This is a genomic window from Pseudomonas sp. C5pp (assembly GCF_000814065.1).
In the GTDB taxonomy this organism is placed as follows: Bacteria; Pseudomonadota; Gammaproteobacteria; order Pseudomonadales; family Pseudomonadaceae; genus Aquipseudomonas; species Aquipseudomonas asiatica.
In genome coordinates this window covers 68,309-82,682 of record NZ_JWLN01000022.1, presented here as the reverse complement: position 1 = coordinate 82,682, position 14,374 = coordinate 68,309, and the positions used below count along the sequence as shown (strand labels likewise).

Sequence of the window (14,374 nt, the reverse complement as noted above, 5' to 3'; positions counted from 1 at the left end):
GCCGCTTTATAGCAAGGCCCCGAAAAAACTGTCAAGGAAAGCCCCCCAGCCAAAAACTACTAGTGCGTGCTAATTCTTTCCTTAGCATCGCCGTCGCGCTTTTCATCTTTCGCGACAATCTCCGGAGCCACATCTGGCAAGGGCTCCGGGGCGTATTGCAGCGCAATTTGCAGGACTTCGTCAATCCATTTGACCGGTTTGATCTGCAGATCCTGTTTGATATTTTCCGGAATCTCCTTCAGATCGCGAACATTCTCCTCGGGAATGATCACCGTCTTGATCCCGCCACGGTGTGCCGCCAGCAGTTTTTCCTTCAACCCGCCAATGGCCAGCACTTGGCCACGCAGGGTGATTTCGCCGGTCATGGCCACATCGGCACGTACCGGAATCTGCGTCAGCGCCGACACCAGCGCGGTGCACATGCCGATACCGGCACTTGGGCCATCCTTCGGCGTGGCGCCCTCAGGCATGTGGATATGCACGTCGTGCTTCTCGTGGAAGTCGGCGGCGATACCCAGGCTGCGGGCACGGCTGCGCACCACGGTCTGCGCGGCGGTGATCGACTCGACCATGACGTCGCCCAGCGAGCCGGTCTTGATCAGCTGGCCCTTGCCGGGGATGACCACGGCTTCGATGGTCAGCAGTTCGCCGCCCACCTGGGTCCAGGCCAGGCCGGTAACCTGGCCGATCTGGTCCTGCTGCTCGGCCAGGCCGTAGCGGAACTTGCGCACGCCCAGCAGGTGCTCCAGCTGCTCGCTGGCTACCTTGACCTTGACCTGCTTCTGCCCGGTATGTTCCTTGACCACCTTGCGGCAGACCTTGGCGATTTGCCGCTCCAGGCCGCGCACACCGGCTTCGCGGGTGTAGAAGCGGATGATGTCGCGGATCGCCGAGACATCGACTTCCAGCTCGTCCTTCTTCAAGCCGTTGGCCTTGACCTGCTTGGGCACCAGGTACTTGACCGCGATGTTGATCTTCTCGTCCTCGGTGTAGCCCGGCAGGCGGATGACTTCCATCCGGTCGAGCAGCGCCGGCGGGATGTTCATCGAGTTCGAGGTGCACAGGAACATCACGTCCGAGAGGTCGTAGTCGACCTCCAGGTAGTGGTCGTTGAAGTTGTGGTTCTGCTCCGGGTCGAGCACTTCGAGCAGTGCCGAGGCCGGGTCGCCACGCATGTCGCTGCCCATCTTGTCGATTTCGTCCAGCAGGAACAGCGGGTTGCGTACCCCCACCTTGGTCATCTTCTGGATCAGGCGGCCAGGCATGGAACCGATGTAGGTTCGGCGGTGACCACGGATCTCGGCCTCGTCACGCACACCACCCAGGGCCATGCGCACGAACTTGCGGTTGGTGGCAGCGGCGATCGACTCGGCCAGCGAGGTCTTGCCGACGCCGGGTGGGCCGACCAGGCACAGTACCGGGCCGCGGATCTTCTTGACGCGCTTTTGCACGGCAAGGTACTCGAGGATGCGTTCCTTGACCTCTTCCAGGCCGTAGTGGTCGGCATCGAGGATTTCCTCGGCCTTGCCCAGGTCCAGACGCACCTTGCTCTGTGCCTTCCACGGCACCTGCACCAGCCAGTCGAGATAGGAACGGACCACAGTGGCCTCGGCCGACATCGGCGACATCTGCTTGAGCTTGTTCAGCTCGGCCTGGGCCTTGGCCAGTGCGTCCTTGGGTAGGCCAGCGGCTTCGATGCGCTTTTTCAGCTCTTCGACTTCGTTGTGGCCTTCGTCGCCATCACCGAGTTCCTTCTGAATGGCCTTCATCTGCTCGTTCAGATAGTACTCGCGCTGGCTGCGCTCCATCTGCTTCTTGACCCGACCGCGAATGCGCTTTTCGACCTGCAGCAGGTCGATTTCGGCATCCAGCAGCGCCAGTACGTGCTCGACACGGGTCGGCAGGTCGACGATTTCGAGAATTTCCTGTTTCTGCTCGATCTTCAGGGCCATGTGTGCGGCCATGGTATCGACCAGGCGCCCTGGCTCTTCGATGCTGTTCAGCGACGACAGCACTTCGGCTGGGACTTTCTTGCCCAGTTGCACGTATTGCTCGAACTGCGACAGCAGCGTGCGGACGAACACTTCCGACTCGCGCTCGGCGGCGTCGACTTCGTCGATCAGGGAAACTTCGGCACGGATGTGCCCTTCTACTTCGCTGAAACGCTCCACGGCGCCGCGTTGCTCGCCCTCGACCAGCACCTTGACGGTACCATCGGGCAGTTTCAGCAATTGCAGCACGGTGGCAACGGTACCGACGCGGTACAGGGCGTCTTCGCCCGGATCATCGTCGGCCGGGTTTTTCTGGGCCAGCAGAAGAATCTGCTTTTCGCCCGTCATCGCCGCCTCAAGGGCTTCGATGGACTTTTCGCGCCCCACGAACAGCGGGATGACCATGTGCGGGTAAACAACGACATCGCGCAATGGCAAAAGAGGCAAGTCGAGGGTGGTCTTCATGATTTCGCCTCTACAGCGGCCTTATGGCCGGAAACCGGTGGAAATGATACTTGGACCTAATGTGGGGGCAGGCTTGGGAAATTACAAGCGCTAGCGCAGGAAAAGCAGAAAGGGGCCCGTAGGCCCCTTCTTGCTTGCAACCGTCAACCGGCCATTACCTGGATCAAGCGTCCGGCGCGGCCTTGGCTTGCGGCTCGCTGTTTTCGTAGATCATCAGCGGCTGCGAAGTGCCATCGATGACGCTTTCGTCGATCACCACCTTGCTGACATCCTTCTTCGAAGGAATCTCGTACATGGTGTCGAGCAACACGCCTTCGAGGATCGAACGCAGGCCACGGGCGCCGGTCTTGCGCTCCAGGGCCTTGCGCGCCACGGCCTTGAGCGCATCGCTGCGGAACTCGAGGTCGACGTTTTCCATCTCGAACAGCTTGGCATACTGCTTGGTCAGGGCGTTCTTCGGCTCGGTGAGGATCTGCATCAGCGCGGCCTCGTCCAGCTCGTCGAGGGTTGCCAGCACCGGCAGGCGGCCGACGAATTCCGGGATCAGGCCAAACTTGACCAGATCGTCCGGCTCGACCTCACGCAGGGACTCGCCAACCTTCTTGCCCTCTTCCTTGCTGCGTACTTCGGCGCCAAAACCGATGCCACCCTTGGTGGAGCGGTTCTGGATGACCTTTTCCAGGCCCGAGAAGGCACCACCGCAGATGAACAGGATGTTGCGGGTATCGACCTGCAGGAATTCCTGTTGCGGGTGCTTGCGGCCGCCTTGCGGCGGAACCGAGGCCACGGTGCCTTCGATCAGCTTCAGCAGTGCCTGCTGCACGCCCTCGCCCGATACGTCACGGGTGATGGACGGGTTGTCCGACTTGCGCGAAATCTTGTCGATCTCGTCGATGTAGACGATGCCCATCTGGGCCTTTTCCACGTCGTAGTCGCACTTCTGCAACAGCTTCTGGATGATGTTCTCGACGTCCTCACCCACGTAACCGGCTTCGGTCAGGGTGGTGGCGTCAGCAATGGTGAACGGTACGTTCAACAGGCGTGCAAGGGTTTCGGCGAGCAGGGTCTTGCCCGAGCCGGTTGGCCCGATGAGCAGGATGTTGCTCTTGCCGAGTTCGACTTCGTCACCCTTCTTGTCACGCTGGTTCAGGCGCTTGTAGTGGTTGTACACCGCTACGGCAAGCACCTTCTTCGCGCGTTCCTGACCAATGACGTACTGGTCCAGGATACCGCTGATTTCTTTCGGCGAAGGCAATTTGTGCGCGCTGCTCTCGGCCTGGGCTTCCTGCACCTCCTCACGGATGATGTCGTTGCACAGGTCGACGCACTCGTCGCAGATAAATACCGAGGGCCCGGCAATCAGTTTGCGCACTTCGTGCTGGCTTTTGCCGCAGAAGGAGCAATAAAGCAATTTGCCGCTGTCCTCGCCGTTACGGGTGTCAGTCATTCGATCGATCCAATCCGGTAGGCTTGCAACACAAGATGAAGGCAATTGCGGGCTTTTTCAAGTCCGCAGGTAGGCGCTTTCCGCGCCTACCTGCTCTGGCACCCCGGTTCAGGAGGCCAGTTGCCGCTTGTCGTAGACCGAGTCGATCAGGCCGTACTCGGCCGCGCGCGAGGCGCTCATGAAGTTGTCACGTTCGGTGTCGCGCTTGATGGTCTCGAGATCCTGGCCGGTGTGGTAGGCCAGCAGCTCGTTCAGGCGGGCCTTGATATTGAGGATTTCCTGGGCGTGGATCTCGATATCGGTGGCCTGACCCTGGAAGCCGCCCAGCGGCTGGTGGATCATCACGCGCGAGTTGGGCAGGCAGTGACGCTTGCCCTTGGCACCAGCAGCCAGCAGGAAGGCGCCCATGCTGCAGGCCTGACCGATGCAGATGGTCGAGACGTCCGGCTTGATGAACTGCATGGTGTCGTAGATCGACATGCCGGCGGTGACGGAACCGCCCGGCGAGTTGATGTACAGATGGATATCCTTGTCCGGGTTTTCCGCTTCAAGGAACAGCAGTTGCGCAACGACGAGGTTGGCCATGTAGTCCTCTACCGGGCCAACCAGGAAGATCACACGCTCCTTCAACAGGCGCGAGTAGATGTCGTAAGCGCGTTCGCCACGGGCGGACTGCTCGATAACCATCGGGACCAGACCGCCTGCGGCCTGGATGTCAGAGCTCTGCTGAATATAAGAATTGCGGGACATGTCCTGCGCTCACTCCCAAATAGTCATGGCTTGAATACGCACAAGCCAGCTCGAAGGCTGGCTTGTGGGGGTTTCCTACGAGAGAAGCCTGTTACTCAGCGGCGGCTGGAGCCTGTGCTGGTTTAACGGCATCTTCGTACGAGACCGACTTGTCGGTCACAGTCGCTTTCTGCAGAACAGTATCTACAACTTGTTCTTCCAGCACAACCGAACGGACTTCGTTCAGTTGCTGGTCGTTCTTGTAGTACCAGGCGATGACCTGCTCAGGCTCTTGGTAAGCCGAAGCCATTTCTTCGATCATTTCGCGAACCTTGCCTTCGTCCGGCTTCAGCTCGAACTGCTTGACCACTTCGGCCACGATCAGGCCCAGGACCACACGGCGCTTGGCTTGTTCTTCGAACAGCTCGGCCGGCAGTTGCTCAGGCTTGATGTTGCCACCGAACTGCTGAACAGCCTGCACGCGCAGACGGTTGACTTCGTTTTCCAGCAGGGCTTTCGGCACTTCGATCGGGTTGGCAGCCAGCAGACCGTCCATGACCTGGTTCTTCACCTTGGCCTTGATGGCCTGGCGCAGTTCACGCTCCATGTTCTTGCGAACTTCGGTGCGGAAGCCTTCCAGGGTCGATTCCTTGATGCCGAACTGGGCGAAGAACTCTTCGTTCAGCTCTGGCAGCACAGGAGCGGCAACGCTGTTGACGGTGATGGTGAACTCGGCGGCTTTGCCAGCCAGGTCCAGGTTCTGGTAGTCCTCTGGGAAGGTCACGTTCACAACGCGCTCTTCGCCAGCCTTGGCGCCAACCAGGCCGTCTTCGAAGCCTGGGATCATGCGGCCGGAGCCCAGTACCAGCTGGGTGCCCTTGGCCGAACCACCGGCGAACACTTCACCGTCGACCTTGCCGACGAAGTCGATGTTGACCTGGTCGTCGTTCTGCGCGGCGCGCTCGACGGCCTCGAAGCGGGTGTTCTGCTTGCGCAGCACTTCCAGCATGTTGTCCAGGTCGGCATCAGCCACTTCGGCGCTCAGGCGCTCGACGCTGATCGACTCGAGGCCGCCAACGGTGAACTCCGGGAACACTTCGAAGATGGCGACGAACTCCAGGTCCTTGCCCTTTTCGAAGGACTTCGGCTCTACCGCAGGGGCGCCAGCCGGGTTCAGCTTCTGCTCGACGATGGCTTCGTAGAAGGAAGCCTGGACGAGGTCACCGAACGCCTCTTGACGGGCATCGGCTTCGAAACGCTGACGAATCACGCTCATCGGCACTTTGCCTGGGCGGAAGCCGGCAACCTTGGCGCGCTTGGCAGTCTGTTGCAGACGCTTGTTGACTTCGTTCTCGACGCGCTCGGCCGGAACGGCGATGGTCATGCGACGCTCGAGAGCGGAAGTGTTTTCAACAGAAACTTGCATGGATATTCCTCGTTGCACAGACGTTAGCCGGCGTTAGCCCGACTCCAGAATCAAGGGCAAGCATTCTAGTGAGTCGCGCAGCAGAAGTCACCCCACTCGGGACGACGGGAAACCACGCCGGTCGATTAACTTTCACGGCCCGCACGACATAGCGCCGGGCCTGCTTCAATGGGGCCGCACGACGCCACCAGGCGACCTGCAGCCGAAATACCTTGTCAAACAACTGCCACCAACGAATTCGCTTCCTTTATTCAGGTTCGATTTCGTTGAACTGGCAGTACTCCTCCCACTCCATCCCCAGCGCCTCGGCCACCTCACGGTGCGTTTCCAGGCGCATGGCCCGCAGTTGCTCGGGGGTTTCGGCGATCAGTTGCAGGGCCAACTCCCAAGGCTGGATACCCTGCTCCTCGGCCGCATCCTCGAACGCCCACTCGATCTGCTGGGCCTGCTCGCGCGCATCCAGCTCGCGGATCTCTTCGAGCAGCTGCGGGTTGGCCTCGGCAAAGCGCTTTAGCGCCAGGGCCTGACGGGCTTCTTTTGCGATCATCGGGCTGTTCCTCTGCCGGCCAAATGGGCCGGCGTTTCAACCGGCTGAAATCTAACAGCTTTTATTGGGGCGCCACCAGAGGATTGCAAGGGCCGGGATGCGATTTGACCGAGAGGTGATTCGCCATGAAATTGTCAGCGCCGCTCGATCTCACAGGCGCCAGAACCCTCAAGCCATACACCCAGCGCAAAAACAAAAAGGCGCCCGATCTCACGATCAAGGCGCCTTCGAAGAAATATGGGGTGGACGATGGGAATCGAACCCACGACAACTGGAATCACAATCCAGCGCTCTACCAACTGAGCTACGCCCACCATATTGCGGTGTTGCGATGTTGCGGTACAACCTTACAGAAGCATGGTGCGGACGAAGAGACTCGAACTCTTACAGCTTGCGCCGCTGGAACCTAAATCTGGTGCCAGAGCTTGGTCAATTCGCGAAACCCTTTAGATACAAGGGCTTGGCGCGCATCTTACACAGGTGGGACACACTATGCAACGCTAAATTCGTGTCCCAAGTGTCCCCATGTGTCCCGGTGTGTCCCGCCCTGTTTTGGGTGGGCCCACGGTCGCCGCTCAGGGTCTACTCTGCCCGAGCCACGAATCAGAAAATGTGTCCCAACTAGGCCGTTGTAGCCTCACCATAGTTGAAGAACGTGTCGCGCTCTACCGACTCAAAAGCGGTCGGCTGTGCCGGTGCTGCCTCTAGCGCATTGCGCGCCTGCATCAGATTTTCCGGTGCCAGATGCGCGTACCGGAGTGTCGTGTTGATGTTCTTGTGGCCCATCCAATGCTGGACGGAGGCCAACGGGACACCACGCTGTACCAGGCGCGAAGCGCAGGTGTGGCGAAGCATGTGAACGATGAACTGCGGGTCTTCTTCCATGCCCATGTAGGCGCGAAGAGTGGCCCACTGGTGACGCAAAGACGAAACGGTGAGCCCTTCAAAGGTAGTCGGGTTCATCCGCCTGCGGTGCAGGATGCGCGCCACGCGGCTGGTGGCCGGGATGGCTCGGGCGTCTCCATTCTTGGTCTGTCCGGCGTACAGGTGAATCATTCCTTCCTGGAAGTCAGGAGCACTGAGCCCGAGGAGTTCAGCACGGCGGAACCCTGTATCGACCGCCACGATGATGAAGTCGTGAAGGCTGTTGAGCCCCAGGTGCTGGCACGCGTTTAGGACGTTGCCCTCCTCCTCCGTGTTCATCCAGCGGATACGGTGCTTGCCTTCTTTACGGCGAATCATACGCGGCACACTGAGGAGCCAGTTATGGTTTACGGCGGTCTTGAGGACCATAGAAAGAAGCGACAGCTTGCGGTTCACAGTCGAACCTGAGTTGCCCAGGTCTTCAAACTCAAGGACCATTTCAGTGATGGTCTCGGTCGTGATGTCGCTCAGCAGCGTATCGGCCCCTAGTGCTTTCAGCACGTTGCCGCCATTGAGTGTCATCGTTTTTTCAGACTTGCCACCCTTCCATTCCAGGCGAAATGTCAGGTCGTAGGCTTCTTGAAGGGTCTTGCGGGATTTCAGCGGGGATATGGTGCCGGTGCCTTCGCCACGTACCGCCTTGGGTAGCGTGGCCCTCCTTGCGAGCTCTCTGGCCTCATCGGCCTTCGCCTCTTCCTCTGTGGCGAACGTTTGTCGGTAGCGGTCGTTACGTGACCCAAGCGAGACTAGATACCTATTTCCCTTCCTGTATATGGGCATTTTTGTCCTCTGATTCGAACAAGTTTTCGATGAATTTGCGCCCGGCGTCAGTGAACACCAGTTGTTTCTTACGCCAATCGTTAGGGTCTTCCTTGGCAACCAGGAAGCCCAAACCAGCGTCCGTGCGCCCACCACGCCCGTAGCTCGCAGCGTAGCGGGAAGCGACAGCTACACCTACCCCAACCAATTCGGCCATTTCTGAGATGCCCACAGGCTCCTTTTGCTGGGCAAGAGCGAGCAAATAGATGACCTGCCGGATGGGCATTTTGGGGTCCAGGTCGTGGAACTTCTCAAGTGCCGTGACCAGGCTTGTGATCTGTGCGCTGTCCATGTTTCTTAACTACCACCTTGTTGAAAACCAAGTGAAGGCCCAGGAGCCAGATATGATTCTCACAGATGGAAAAGTAATAGTCAAGGAATATTCCCGAACGCGAATATGTTTCGAGGAAGAATTCCCATCCGAACAATGTCAAAAACACGCCTTTGGATCCTTTTAGTGAGCCTTTGACGGATTATTGTCACAAATGGAAAGGTATTGTTCAAGCGACATTTTCCTTTTCAACGACTTCTCTCAGGAGATACATTCTCAGGTGCAAAATCGAAAAATCCGGGGAGTCTACGCTTCAGGGGGCGTCCTGCGAACCAGCCACACTGTAAATTCATACAGGCTTACCCCGGGGAGTCAAAACGTCTGACGGACGAACGACACGCTCGTTGGGCGCATTTGAGAGTGATCGCCCCATTTTCGCGAGCTAAAGGGTTCGTTTCCGTCGCGTTAGCCGAACGTGAGGACGGGCATTCCAGCGGAGGTCTGGACCATGTAAAGAAAGCTTCATGTCCAGCCACCTGAATCGTCGCAATCCCCTTGCGACGAGCGCTTTTCCTCACCCCTCTCTGTACTCGACATCCTGACTGATCGTCTCAGGCTAGGGCGATGCTGACAGTACCCTCCAAGATGCGGAAGGTTGAAAGTTAGAGCAAGCATTCAAAACAATACGCAAAAAGATTCCGGGAGAAATTTATTGTGAGCCCTCTTGCGCCTAGGCATGAGCCTAGCTATTACTTACGTGTCCAAGGGAGGGAGATGGCAAAATGCAACCAAGATTCGTTATCGTTCCAGCAGTACCTATAGAAAACGAATCATTCCAGATTGGAAATCGGTTTTACGCCGCTACCACTTCGGGAGGATTCGACATCTACGACAATCAAGAAAAAATAAGAATAAAGCGGAATTTTTCGAATAGATCGCTAGCCATAACAGAATGCGAAAAGATGATTTCTGAATCGCGCAACCCGTCCGAGCTATTTCCCGTAATGCGAACGGAATGACTTCCTACCGGAGATAGCCCCATGGCTCCATCCACGAACAAGACCCTCTATTGTTACGGCGCTATCGCAATCGCAGCTGCCTTTGTATTCATATGCGTGGCTTATGAATTTTCGGAGGCACACCTAATATGGGCAATCATACGTCAATACTAGAGTGGCTGATGATTCTCGCAGGGTCGCTGGTAGGTGCAGGGCTGGCAGCACTTCTAGTCGACTGGGTCATATAGCTACCAAGCATTGGGTACCCTACGACCCCATTCTTTTCCTCTTCCGCTGCAGCACTGGAGGTTTCACATGCCTAGCAAGCAGATTGCAGTCGAGCAGGCAAAACAATACAGCGATGATGAGCGTGTGACCCTTATAAGAAAATTCTGGAGCTCAGGCCAACCCCTAAATGATTTCTGCACAATCAAAGGCCACCCACCTTATCATGAAATGAAGAGATTGCTCTGCACGACAGCAACCAACTTCGAGAGCTCCGAAAGTACGAGCTTAAACCACAACACACTCATGACAAACCAGTTTAATCACGAGCAACTGAATTCAATTGCCAGCACCCTAGCGAAACTGCACATCCGCCTAAGACTGATTATGGAAGAAGTCGAGTCACTTATGAACGGACTGCACTCTACGCGACCTAGTAAATAGCTATCAACCTTTACTTTCAGGTACGCCCCCACTTAATCGCATTGCCGACAAACACGAATTAAGCGAGAAACTTATGCAGCTGTACTCGGCCGCGCTATTAACCGTTCAAATATCCTATAACTTACATTTGACGCAAAAAAAATTAGACAGGCCAAATCATCAAAACTTATACAGCTTTTATTTTTTGTACAAGGAAAGCCCCGACAGTCGGGTAAGGTGCACGTTATGCAGAAAACCGTTGCACGCGCCGTTTCCTCCGCTATGGTGGAGTGACAACATAAGACTTAAGTCGTAGGAGGACGGCATGCGCATTCGCGGTGATGTGTTCTGGAACTGGGCTGATCCTACGCTCCACCACCGGACTCATGACGAGACGCTGGACAAGGGCACCACGATTGACGTTCAGGTGCGTCTGTCACGTACAGGCAACACACAAATGTTCATCGGTGTGTATGCAAGCTCAGGCATGGCCTTGCACGAAGAAGCATTCGATTCCCGCCCTGGAGAATCCATGACCCGAGCGTTAGCCTGGGCTGTTGGGCGCGCACGCCGTCTAGCGTCGAATCAGGTGAGCGCCCAATCCGTGGCCTGATGCCCAACTTCTACCGCAAGGGTCAATGAAGGTTGTGGCAACGAAAGCCACGGCCATATCCCTCCGTGGGGGCACATAACGCCCCTAAACGCCTCGCCCTGCCCCAGTGCCCATCCCAAGCTGGTTTGCACTGCCTTCCGGTGTGTAGACGACAGCGTAAAAACAGATAGCCGAACGTCCGTACGCTCATCATTTGCCACTGAGGACCCAAAAAAGCCCCACAAAGGGCCGGTAATGGCCGCCTGTGAGGCTGGAAAGGTGGAGCGCGGGATTCTTAATCTGGTGACAGGCCCTGTGTTTACTGGGGTTTCCGGCCATGTGGGACACATTCCGGGACACATTGGGCTGCCGCTGGGCCACTTGGGGCCTGCCCGGAGGGTTCTCAGAGGGCGGATTCTGGCCGCTCGCTGGGGGCACCGGGGGTAGTCGCGGCCTATCAGTTTCGAGGTGGGCTCTCAAATTTTTGCAACAAAATCACTTGCCCCCTCCCGCTGGTACTATGGTGGCCTTTAGGAACCACTCAGAGGGACGCAGGTGAGATTTGTAGTGATGGCTTTGCTTTTATGTGTTGGGGCCGCAGATGCCCAGGCCGCAGTGAATGGGCGGTTCAGACAAGTGGGTATTGGCACGATGGGATGCGGGGAGTTTGTCCGTGCGGCTAACGACAACATCATCCAGGACGCCGTAGGGATATGGTTGAGTGGCTACTTCACGGCCTACAACAACGTGACGGACGGCACCGATGATGTGACCAAAAAGACTGGCCCCGATGACTGGACCCTCTGGATACAGCGCTGGTGCAAACAGAATCCACTGAACAACGTAGGCAGTGGCGCTGAGGCTTTGCTGATGACCTTGAGGGCTGATGCGACCCATCTACCTTCTGCTCATAAAGGAAGGTGATGGTGATGGTCTTCTATTAAGGACCACTAGAGATGAATCAGTGACTGCATCTCCATGATAGACCATTAGGAAACCTCAGTTAGCCCCCCTACCCCCCATGAAGAGAGTGGAGAGGTAAGGTTCCCAATGGTCATCATCATCAGCAATCAAGCCATGACGGACACACTGAGGTTTCCCTACAGTCCGAACAGTGTCCGGCACCACGTAAGCCGTGATGTAGCCCCCGGATGAACGTCTCCGTCATCCTATTGTGGGCCCACGGACATCTGGTCGCTACGTCAGGCATTGGCGCCAAAACCGAACGAGCTTAGCAGCCGATGCCAAGGACTTCTAAGGTGAGTCACCTTCTCCTTGCCAAAGCTCTTAACGTGTATCGACACCACCTCGCCAGGCTCGTTGTCGTAGGGTGCATAAATGTGGAAGGTGTGGATCGCATGGTTTTCTATCCGGACCTTTTCGTCGTGCATGTAGAAGGCGTGCGTCATCTTACCCATGCGCCAGGCGGTGAACTCAGCTCCGTTTTGGTTGCGAACCCACACCTTTTGTATCGTGACAGGATACTGATCCGTGCAAACGTCCACGGCGAAGAACCGAACGAGAGGCGTGCCACTCCCCGCCATGTCTCTACCGTGGTACGAAGCGAACTCTCTAGCTGCTGAATCTACTGGAGCCCATTCCACAGTAAACCGCTTTTGCGGCCCCAGTCTTTGCCACAAGAACCGGAGCGGCTTCACGACCCAGCGCCATTTCCAAGCCACAAACACCGCACCAATGAGCCACCATGCCCAGCTTGGAAGTACCTCAAAGAGCGCATCCAATCTCCATTCCCTCTATTTTAAATAGATGCGGATCATAGCTTACCGGGCCCCTGCGTTGCCTCCCATCCAGCCTTTGTTGCGCTGAGGTCGGCCCAGTACGTGGCCCATGAACTTCTTCAATTCAGCGTCCATGTTCTTGGTCCGCATCTCCTGGACAGCCTTGTCGTTGTCCCGAGCCATGTGGTCTACCCAGTACGCCACGGCCATCGCCAGGGCATCGAGCCGGTCATCATGTGACAGGGCCCCACGGTCGCGTGTGAGGCGCGTGAGCTGGTAGAACAAGCTGTACTTGATGTCTGCCTGCGCCGACTCAAAGTCCCGTTCAATCAGCTTCTGGTCCACGATGAGACGGTGCTGCGTGAGGACGGGCTCCAGGGTATCGATGATGCGCTGCTCTTTCTGCTGCGAGTGCTTCACCTCTTCGACCAGGCAGCGGTGATGCTTCTGCAGGATGGGCTGGAAGAGCTTGGTGTACATGCCGTCACCGAAGTTGGCTTCGATGATGATGTGGTTTGCTTGGTGCGCCTTGGCGATCTTGGCGAGCGTCTCCAGTGTTTCATCCGAGTAGCCCCCACGGAGGCCCCCAGCGGCCACCAAAAACAAGTTGCCCATGAGGACTTTCACCACGGCATAGCCGGTTTCGTCTTGACCACGGCCCGAGGGGTCAATAGCCATAACGCATCCGGTGTACTCGCTCATCTCGCTGGCGTGCCACATAGGCCGGTAGAAGCGGTCCCCGGTGAGCGCAACGGTGGGCATATCGTTGATGCAGAGTTCAGGCGATGCAGCCCAGGCCAACTTGACGTGAGCCATGATCGGGTTGAGGTTCATCACCATCAGGTCTTGGACCTTGAGCGGGAACTTGTCACCGTCACTGAGGCTGGTGTCCAGCATGAACTGGAGGGCGAAGCCAGCGCGGCCATACGAGGCCATACGCTCCATCAGGTCTTTCTCATCGAACCTTCGCGGGTCCGTGGGCTTGCCTGAAAGTGTTGGGTCAGCTTCCATCGCTTGCGTGATGAATGGGGCCAGGCTGCCCTTGTAGTGCGGCACCTTCTGGAGTGTCGGGTACAGCGCGGGCCACACACGGATTTCATAGCCGCGTTCGGGGAGCCGGTTGTACAAGGACATCTCACACTGAGGTGTGCCCAGGTAGATGATGCGTGCCGACTGGAGCGGCTTGAGGATCGCATCGAATTCCTTCACGGCCTCGGACAGCTTGTCCCGCATCATCTGCGTGGCAGAGTTGTTCGGGATTTCGATGTCGTCCGCAATGATGATGTCAGCACGGGAACCAGTGATCTGGCCCATGATGCCCACGGACTTAACCGAAGGGGACTGGTCAGGAAGAGCGGGGGCAACCTCAAACGCCACCATCTTGTCGATCTGATCCGGCCCCGGCTTGAGGTGCTGGAGCAACGGCATTTCGTGGATGAGGCGTTTGACGAAGGTGGAGAACGCATCGGCGCGCGCGCTGGAGGCGGACACTACCAAGATGCGGAGTTGGGGATTTCGCCACAGGAGCCAGCACACGAATGCGGCTGTGACCCATGACTTGCCCACTCCTCGGAAGGCTTCAATGACGCATCGCCGGGGACCGTGTTGCAGGTATCGGGCGATGTCGTATTGGACGGGGGTGGGTTCGGGGAGGTTGAGGTGTTTCCATACCAGGTAGATAAACTTTCGAAAGTCTTCCTGGGCGGGGTGAACTTTAACGCGGTCAGCCATACGGCAAAGGGACTCCTTGGGCCCGCGCAGTAGCGAGCCAAGGCACA

Annotated in this window: 13 protein-coding genes and 1 tRNA gene; 4 read left to right on the top strand and 10 right to left on the bottom strand. The window is 57.4% G+C overall.

From position 1 onward, the window contains the following. Positions 1-59: 59 nt before the first annotated feature. The 8 genes from lon to RR51_RS18270 form a co-directional block, all read right to left on the bottom strand. The gene (lon, locus tag RR51_RS18305; RefSeq protein WP_039614330.1) at positions 60-2,456 is read right to left on the bottom strand and encodes an endopeptidase La; all 2,397 of its coding nucleotides are present in this window, start codon (positions 2,454-2,456) and stop codon (positions 60-62) included. 163 nt (positions 2,457-2,619) lie between these two features. After that, entirely contained in the window at positions 2,620-3,903 is a 1,284-nt protein-coding gene (clpX, locus tag RR51_RS18300) for an ATP-dependent Clp protease ATP-binding subunit ClpX (RefSeq protein WP_013971882.1), read from the bottom strand. A gap of 108 nt (positions 3,904-4,011) precedes the next feature. Further along, a complete protein-coding gene (clpP, locus tag RR51_RS18295; protein ID WP_003259400.1) occupies positions 4,012-4,653 on the bottom strand; it encodes an ATP-dependent Clp endopeptidase proteolytic subunit ClpP in 642 nt (213 codons plus the stop codon). A gap of 91 nt (positions 4,654-4,744) precedes the next feature. After that, a complete protein-coding gene (gene tig, locus RR51_RS18290) occupies positions 4,745-6,058 on the bottom strand; it encodes a trigger factor (RefSeq protein WP_015269696.1) in 1,314 nt (437 codons plus the stop codon). Between the two features lie 247 nt (positions 6,059-6,305). Next, positions 6,306-6,605 carry a DUF6388 family protein gene (locus RR51_RS18285; RefSeq protein WP_039614329.1) on the bottom strand — a complete coding sequence of 100 codons (300 nt, stop codon included), beginning with the start codon at positions 6,603-6,605 and terminating at the stop codon, positions 6,306-6,308. A gap of 238 nt (positions 6,606-6,843) precedes the next feature. Then, a tRNA-His gene (locus RR51_RS18280) sits at positions 6,844-6,919 on the bottom strand. 307 nt (positions 6,920-7,226) lie between these two features. Next, positions 7,227-8,309, bottom strand: a complete 1,083-nt coding sequence (locus RR51_RS18275) for a tyrosine-type recombinase/integrase (RefSeq protein ID WP_236693278.1) — start codon at positions 8,307-8,309, stop codon at positions 7,227-7,229. Next, complete coding sequence (locus tag RR51_RS18270) at positions 8,284-8,640, bottom strand: MarR family winged helix-turn-helix transcriptional regulator (protein WP_039614328.1); 357 nt, start codon at positions 8,638-8,640, stop codon at positions 8,284-8,286. Before RR51_RS18270 ends, RR51_RS18275 begins: the two co-directional genes overlap by 26 nt. Before the next feature lie 761 nt (positions 8,641-9,401). Here RR51_RS18270 and RR51_RS31575 point away from each other — a divergent pair. The 4 genes from RR51_RS31575 to RR51_RS18255 all read left to right on the top strand — a co-directional run bounded on the left by RR51_RS31575 (position 9,402) and on the right by RR51_RS18255 (position 11,781). After that, a complete protein-coding gene (locus tag RR51_RS31575; protein WP_082044721.1) occupies positions 9,402-9,638 on the top strand; it encodes a hypothetical protein in 237 nt (78 codons plus the stop codon). Between the two features lie 294 nt (positions 9,639-9,932). Further along, positions 9,933-10,286 carry a hypothetical protein gene (locus tag RR51_RS18265; RefSeq protein WP_039614327.1) on the top strand — a complete coding sequence of 118 codons (354 nt, stop codon included), beginning with the start codon at positions 9,933-9,935 and terminating at the stop codon, positions 10,284-10,286. A 304-nt stretch (positions 10,287-10,590) separates the two neighbouring features. After that, entirely contained in the window at positions 10,591-10,878 is a 288-nt protein-coding gene (locus tag RR51_RS18260) for a hypothetical protein (RefSeq protein ID WP_039614326.1), read from the top strand. A gap of 549 nt (positions 10,879-11,427) precedes the next feature. Continuing rightward, positions 11,428-11,781: an HdeA/HdeB family chaperone gene (locus RR51_RS18255; protein ID WP_028692641.1), complete on the top strand. Its 354-nt coding sequence runs from the start codon at positions 11,428-11,430 to the stop codon at positions 11,779-11,781. Between the two features lie 278 nt (positions 11,782-12,059). Here the strand turns inward: RR51_RS18255 and RR51_RS18250 are convergent, their stop codons facing one another. Beyond that, positions 12,060-12,599 carry a hypothetical protein gene (locus RR51_RS18250; RefSeq protein WP_039614325.1) on the bottom strand — a complete coding sequence of 180 codons (540 nt, stop codon included), beginning with the start codon at positions 12,597-12,599 and terminating at the stop codon, positions 12,060-12,062. Between the two features lie 39 nt (positions 12,600-12,638). Next, complete coding sequence (gene terL / locus RR51_RS18245) at positions 12,639-14,327, bottom strand: phage terminase large subunit (RefSeq protein ID WP_039614324.1); 1,689 nt, start codon at positions 14,325-14,327, stop codon at positions 12,639-12,641. Positions 14,328-14,374 lie beyond the last annotated feature (47 nt).

Excerpts from the sequence above, each read along its gene's own strand:
- lon (WP_039614330.1), bottom strand. The coding sequence starts at position 2,456 with ATGAAGACCACCCTCGACTTGCCTCTTTTGCCATTGCGCGATGTCGTT.
- clpX (WP_013971882.1), bottom strand. The coding sequence starts at position 3,903 with ATGACTGACACCCGTAACGGCGAGGACAGCGGCAAATTGCTTTATTGC.
- clpP (WP_003259400.1), bottom strand. The coding sequence starts at position 4,653 with ATGTCCCGCAATTCTTATATTCAGCAGAGCTCTGACATCCAGGCCGCA.
- tig (WP_015269696.1), bottom strand. The coding sequence starts at position 6,058 with ATGCAAGTTTCTGTTGAAAACACTTCCGCTCTCGAGCGTCGCATGACC.
- RR51_RS18285 (WP_039614329.1), bottom strand. The coding sequence starts at position 6,605 with ATGATCGCAAAAGAAGCCCGTCAGGCCCTGGCGCTAAAGCGCTTTGCC.
- RR51_RS18275 (WP_236693278.1), bottom strand. The coding sequence starts at position 8,309 with ATGCCCATATACAGGAAGGGAAATAGGTATCTAGTCTCGCTTGGGTCA.
- RR51_RS18270 (WP_039614328.1), bottom strand. The coding sequence starts at position 8,640 with ATGGACAGCGCACAGATCACAAGCCTGGTCACGGCACTTGAGAAGTTC.
- RR51_RS31575 (WP_082044721.1), top strand. The coding sequence starts at position 9,402 with ATGCAACCAAGATTCGTTATCGTTCCAGCAGTACCTATAGAAAACGAA.
- RR51_RS18265 (WP_039614327.1), top strand. The coding sequence starts at position 9,933 with ATGCCTAGCAAGCAGATTGCAGTCGAGCAGGCAAAACAATACAGCGAT.
- RR51_RS18260 (WP_039614326.1), top strand. The coding sequence starts at position 10,591 with ATGCGCATTCGCGGTGATGTGTTCTGGAACTGGGCTGATCCTACGCTC.
- RR51_RS18255 (WP_028692641.1), top strand. The coding sequence starts at position 11,428 with ATGGCTTTGCTTTTATGTGTTGGGGCCGCAGATGCCCAGGCCGCAGTG.
- terL (WP_039614324.1), bottom strand. The coding sequence starts at position 14,327 with ATGGCTGACCGCGTTAAAGTTCACCCCGCCCAGGAAGACTTTCGAAAG.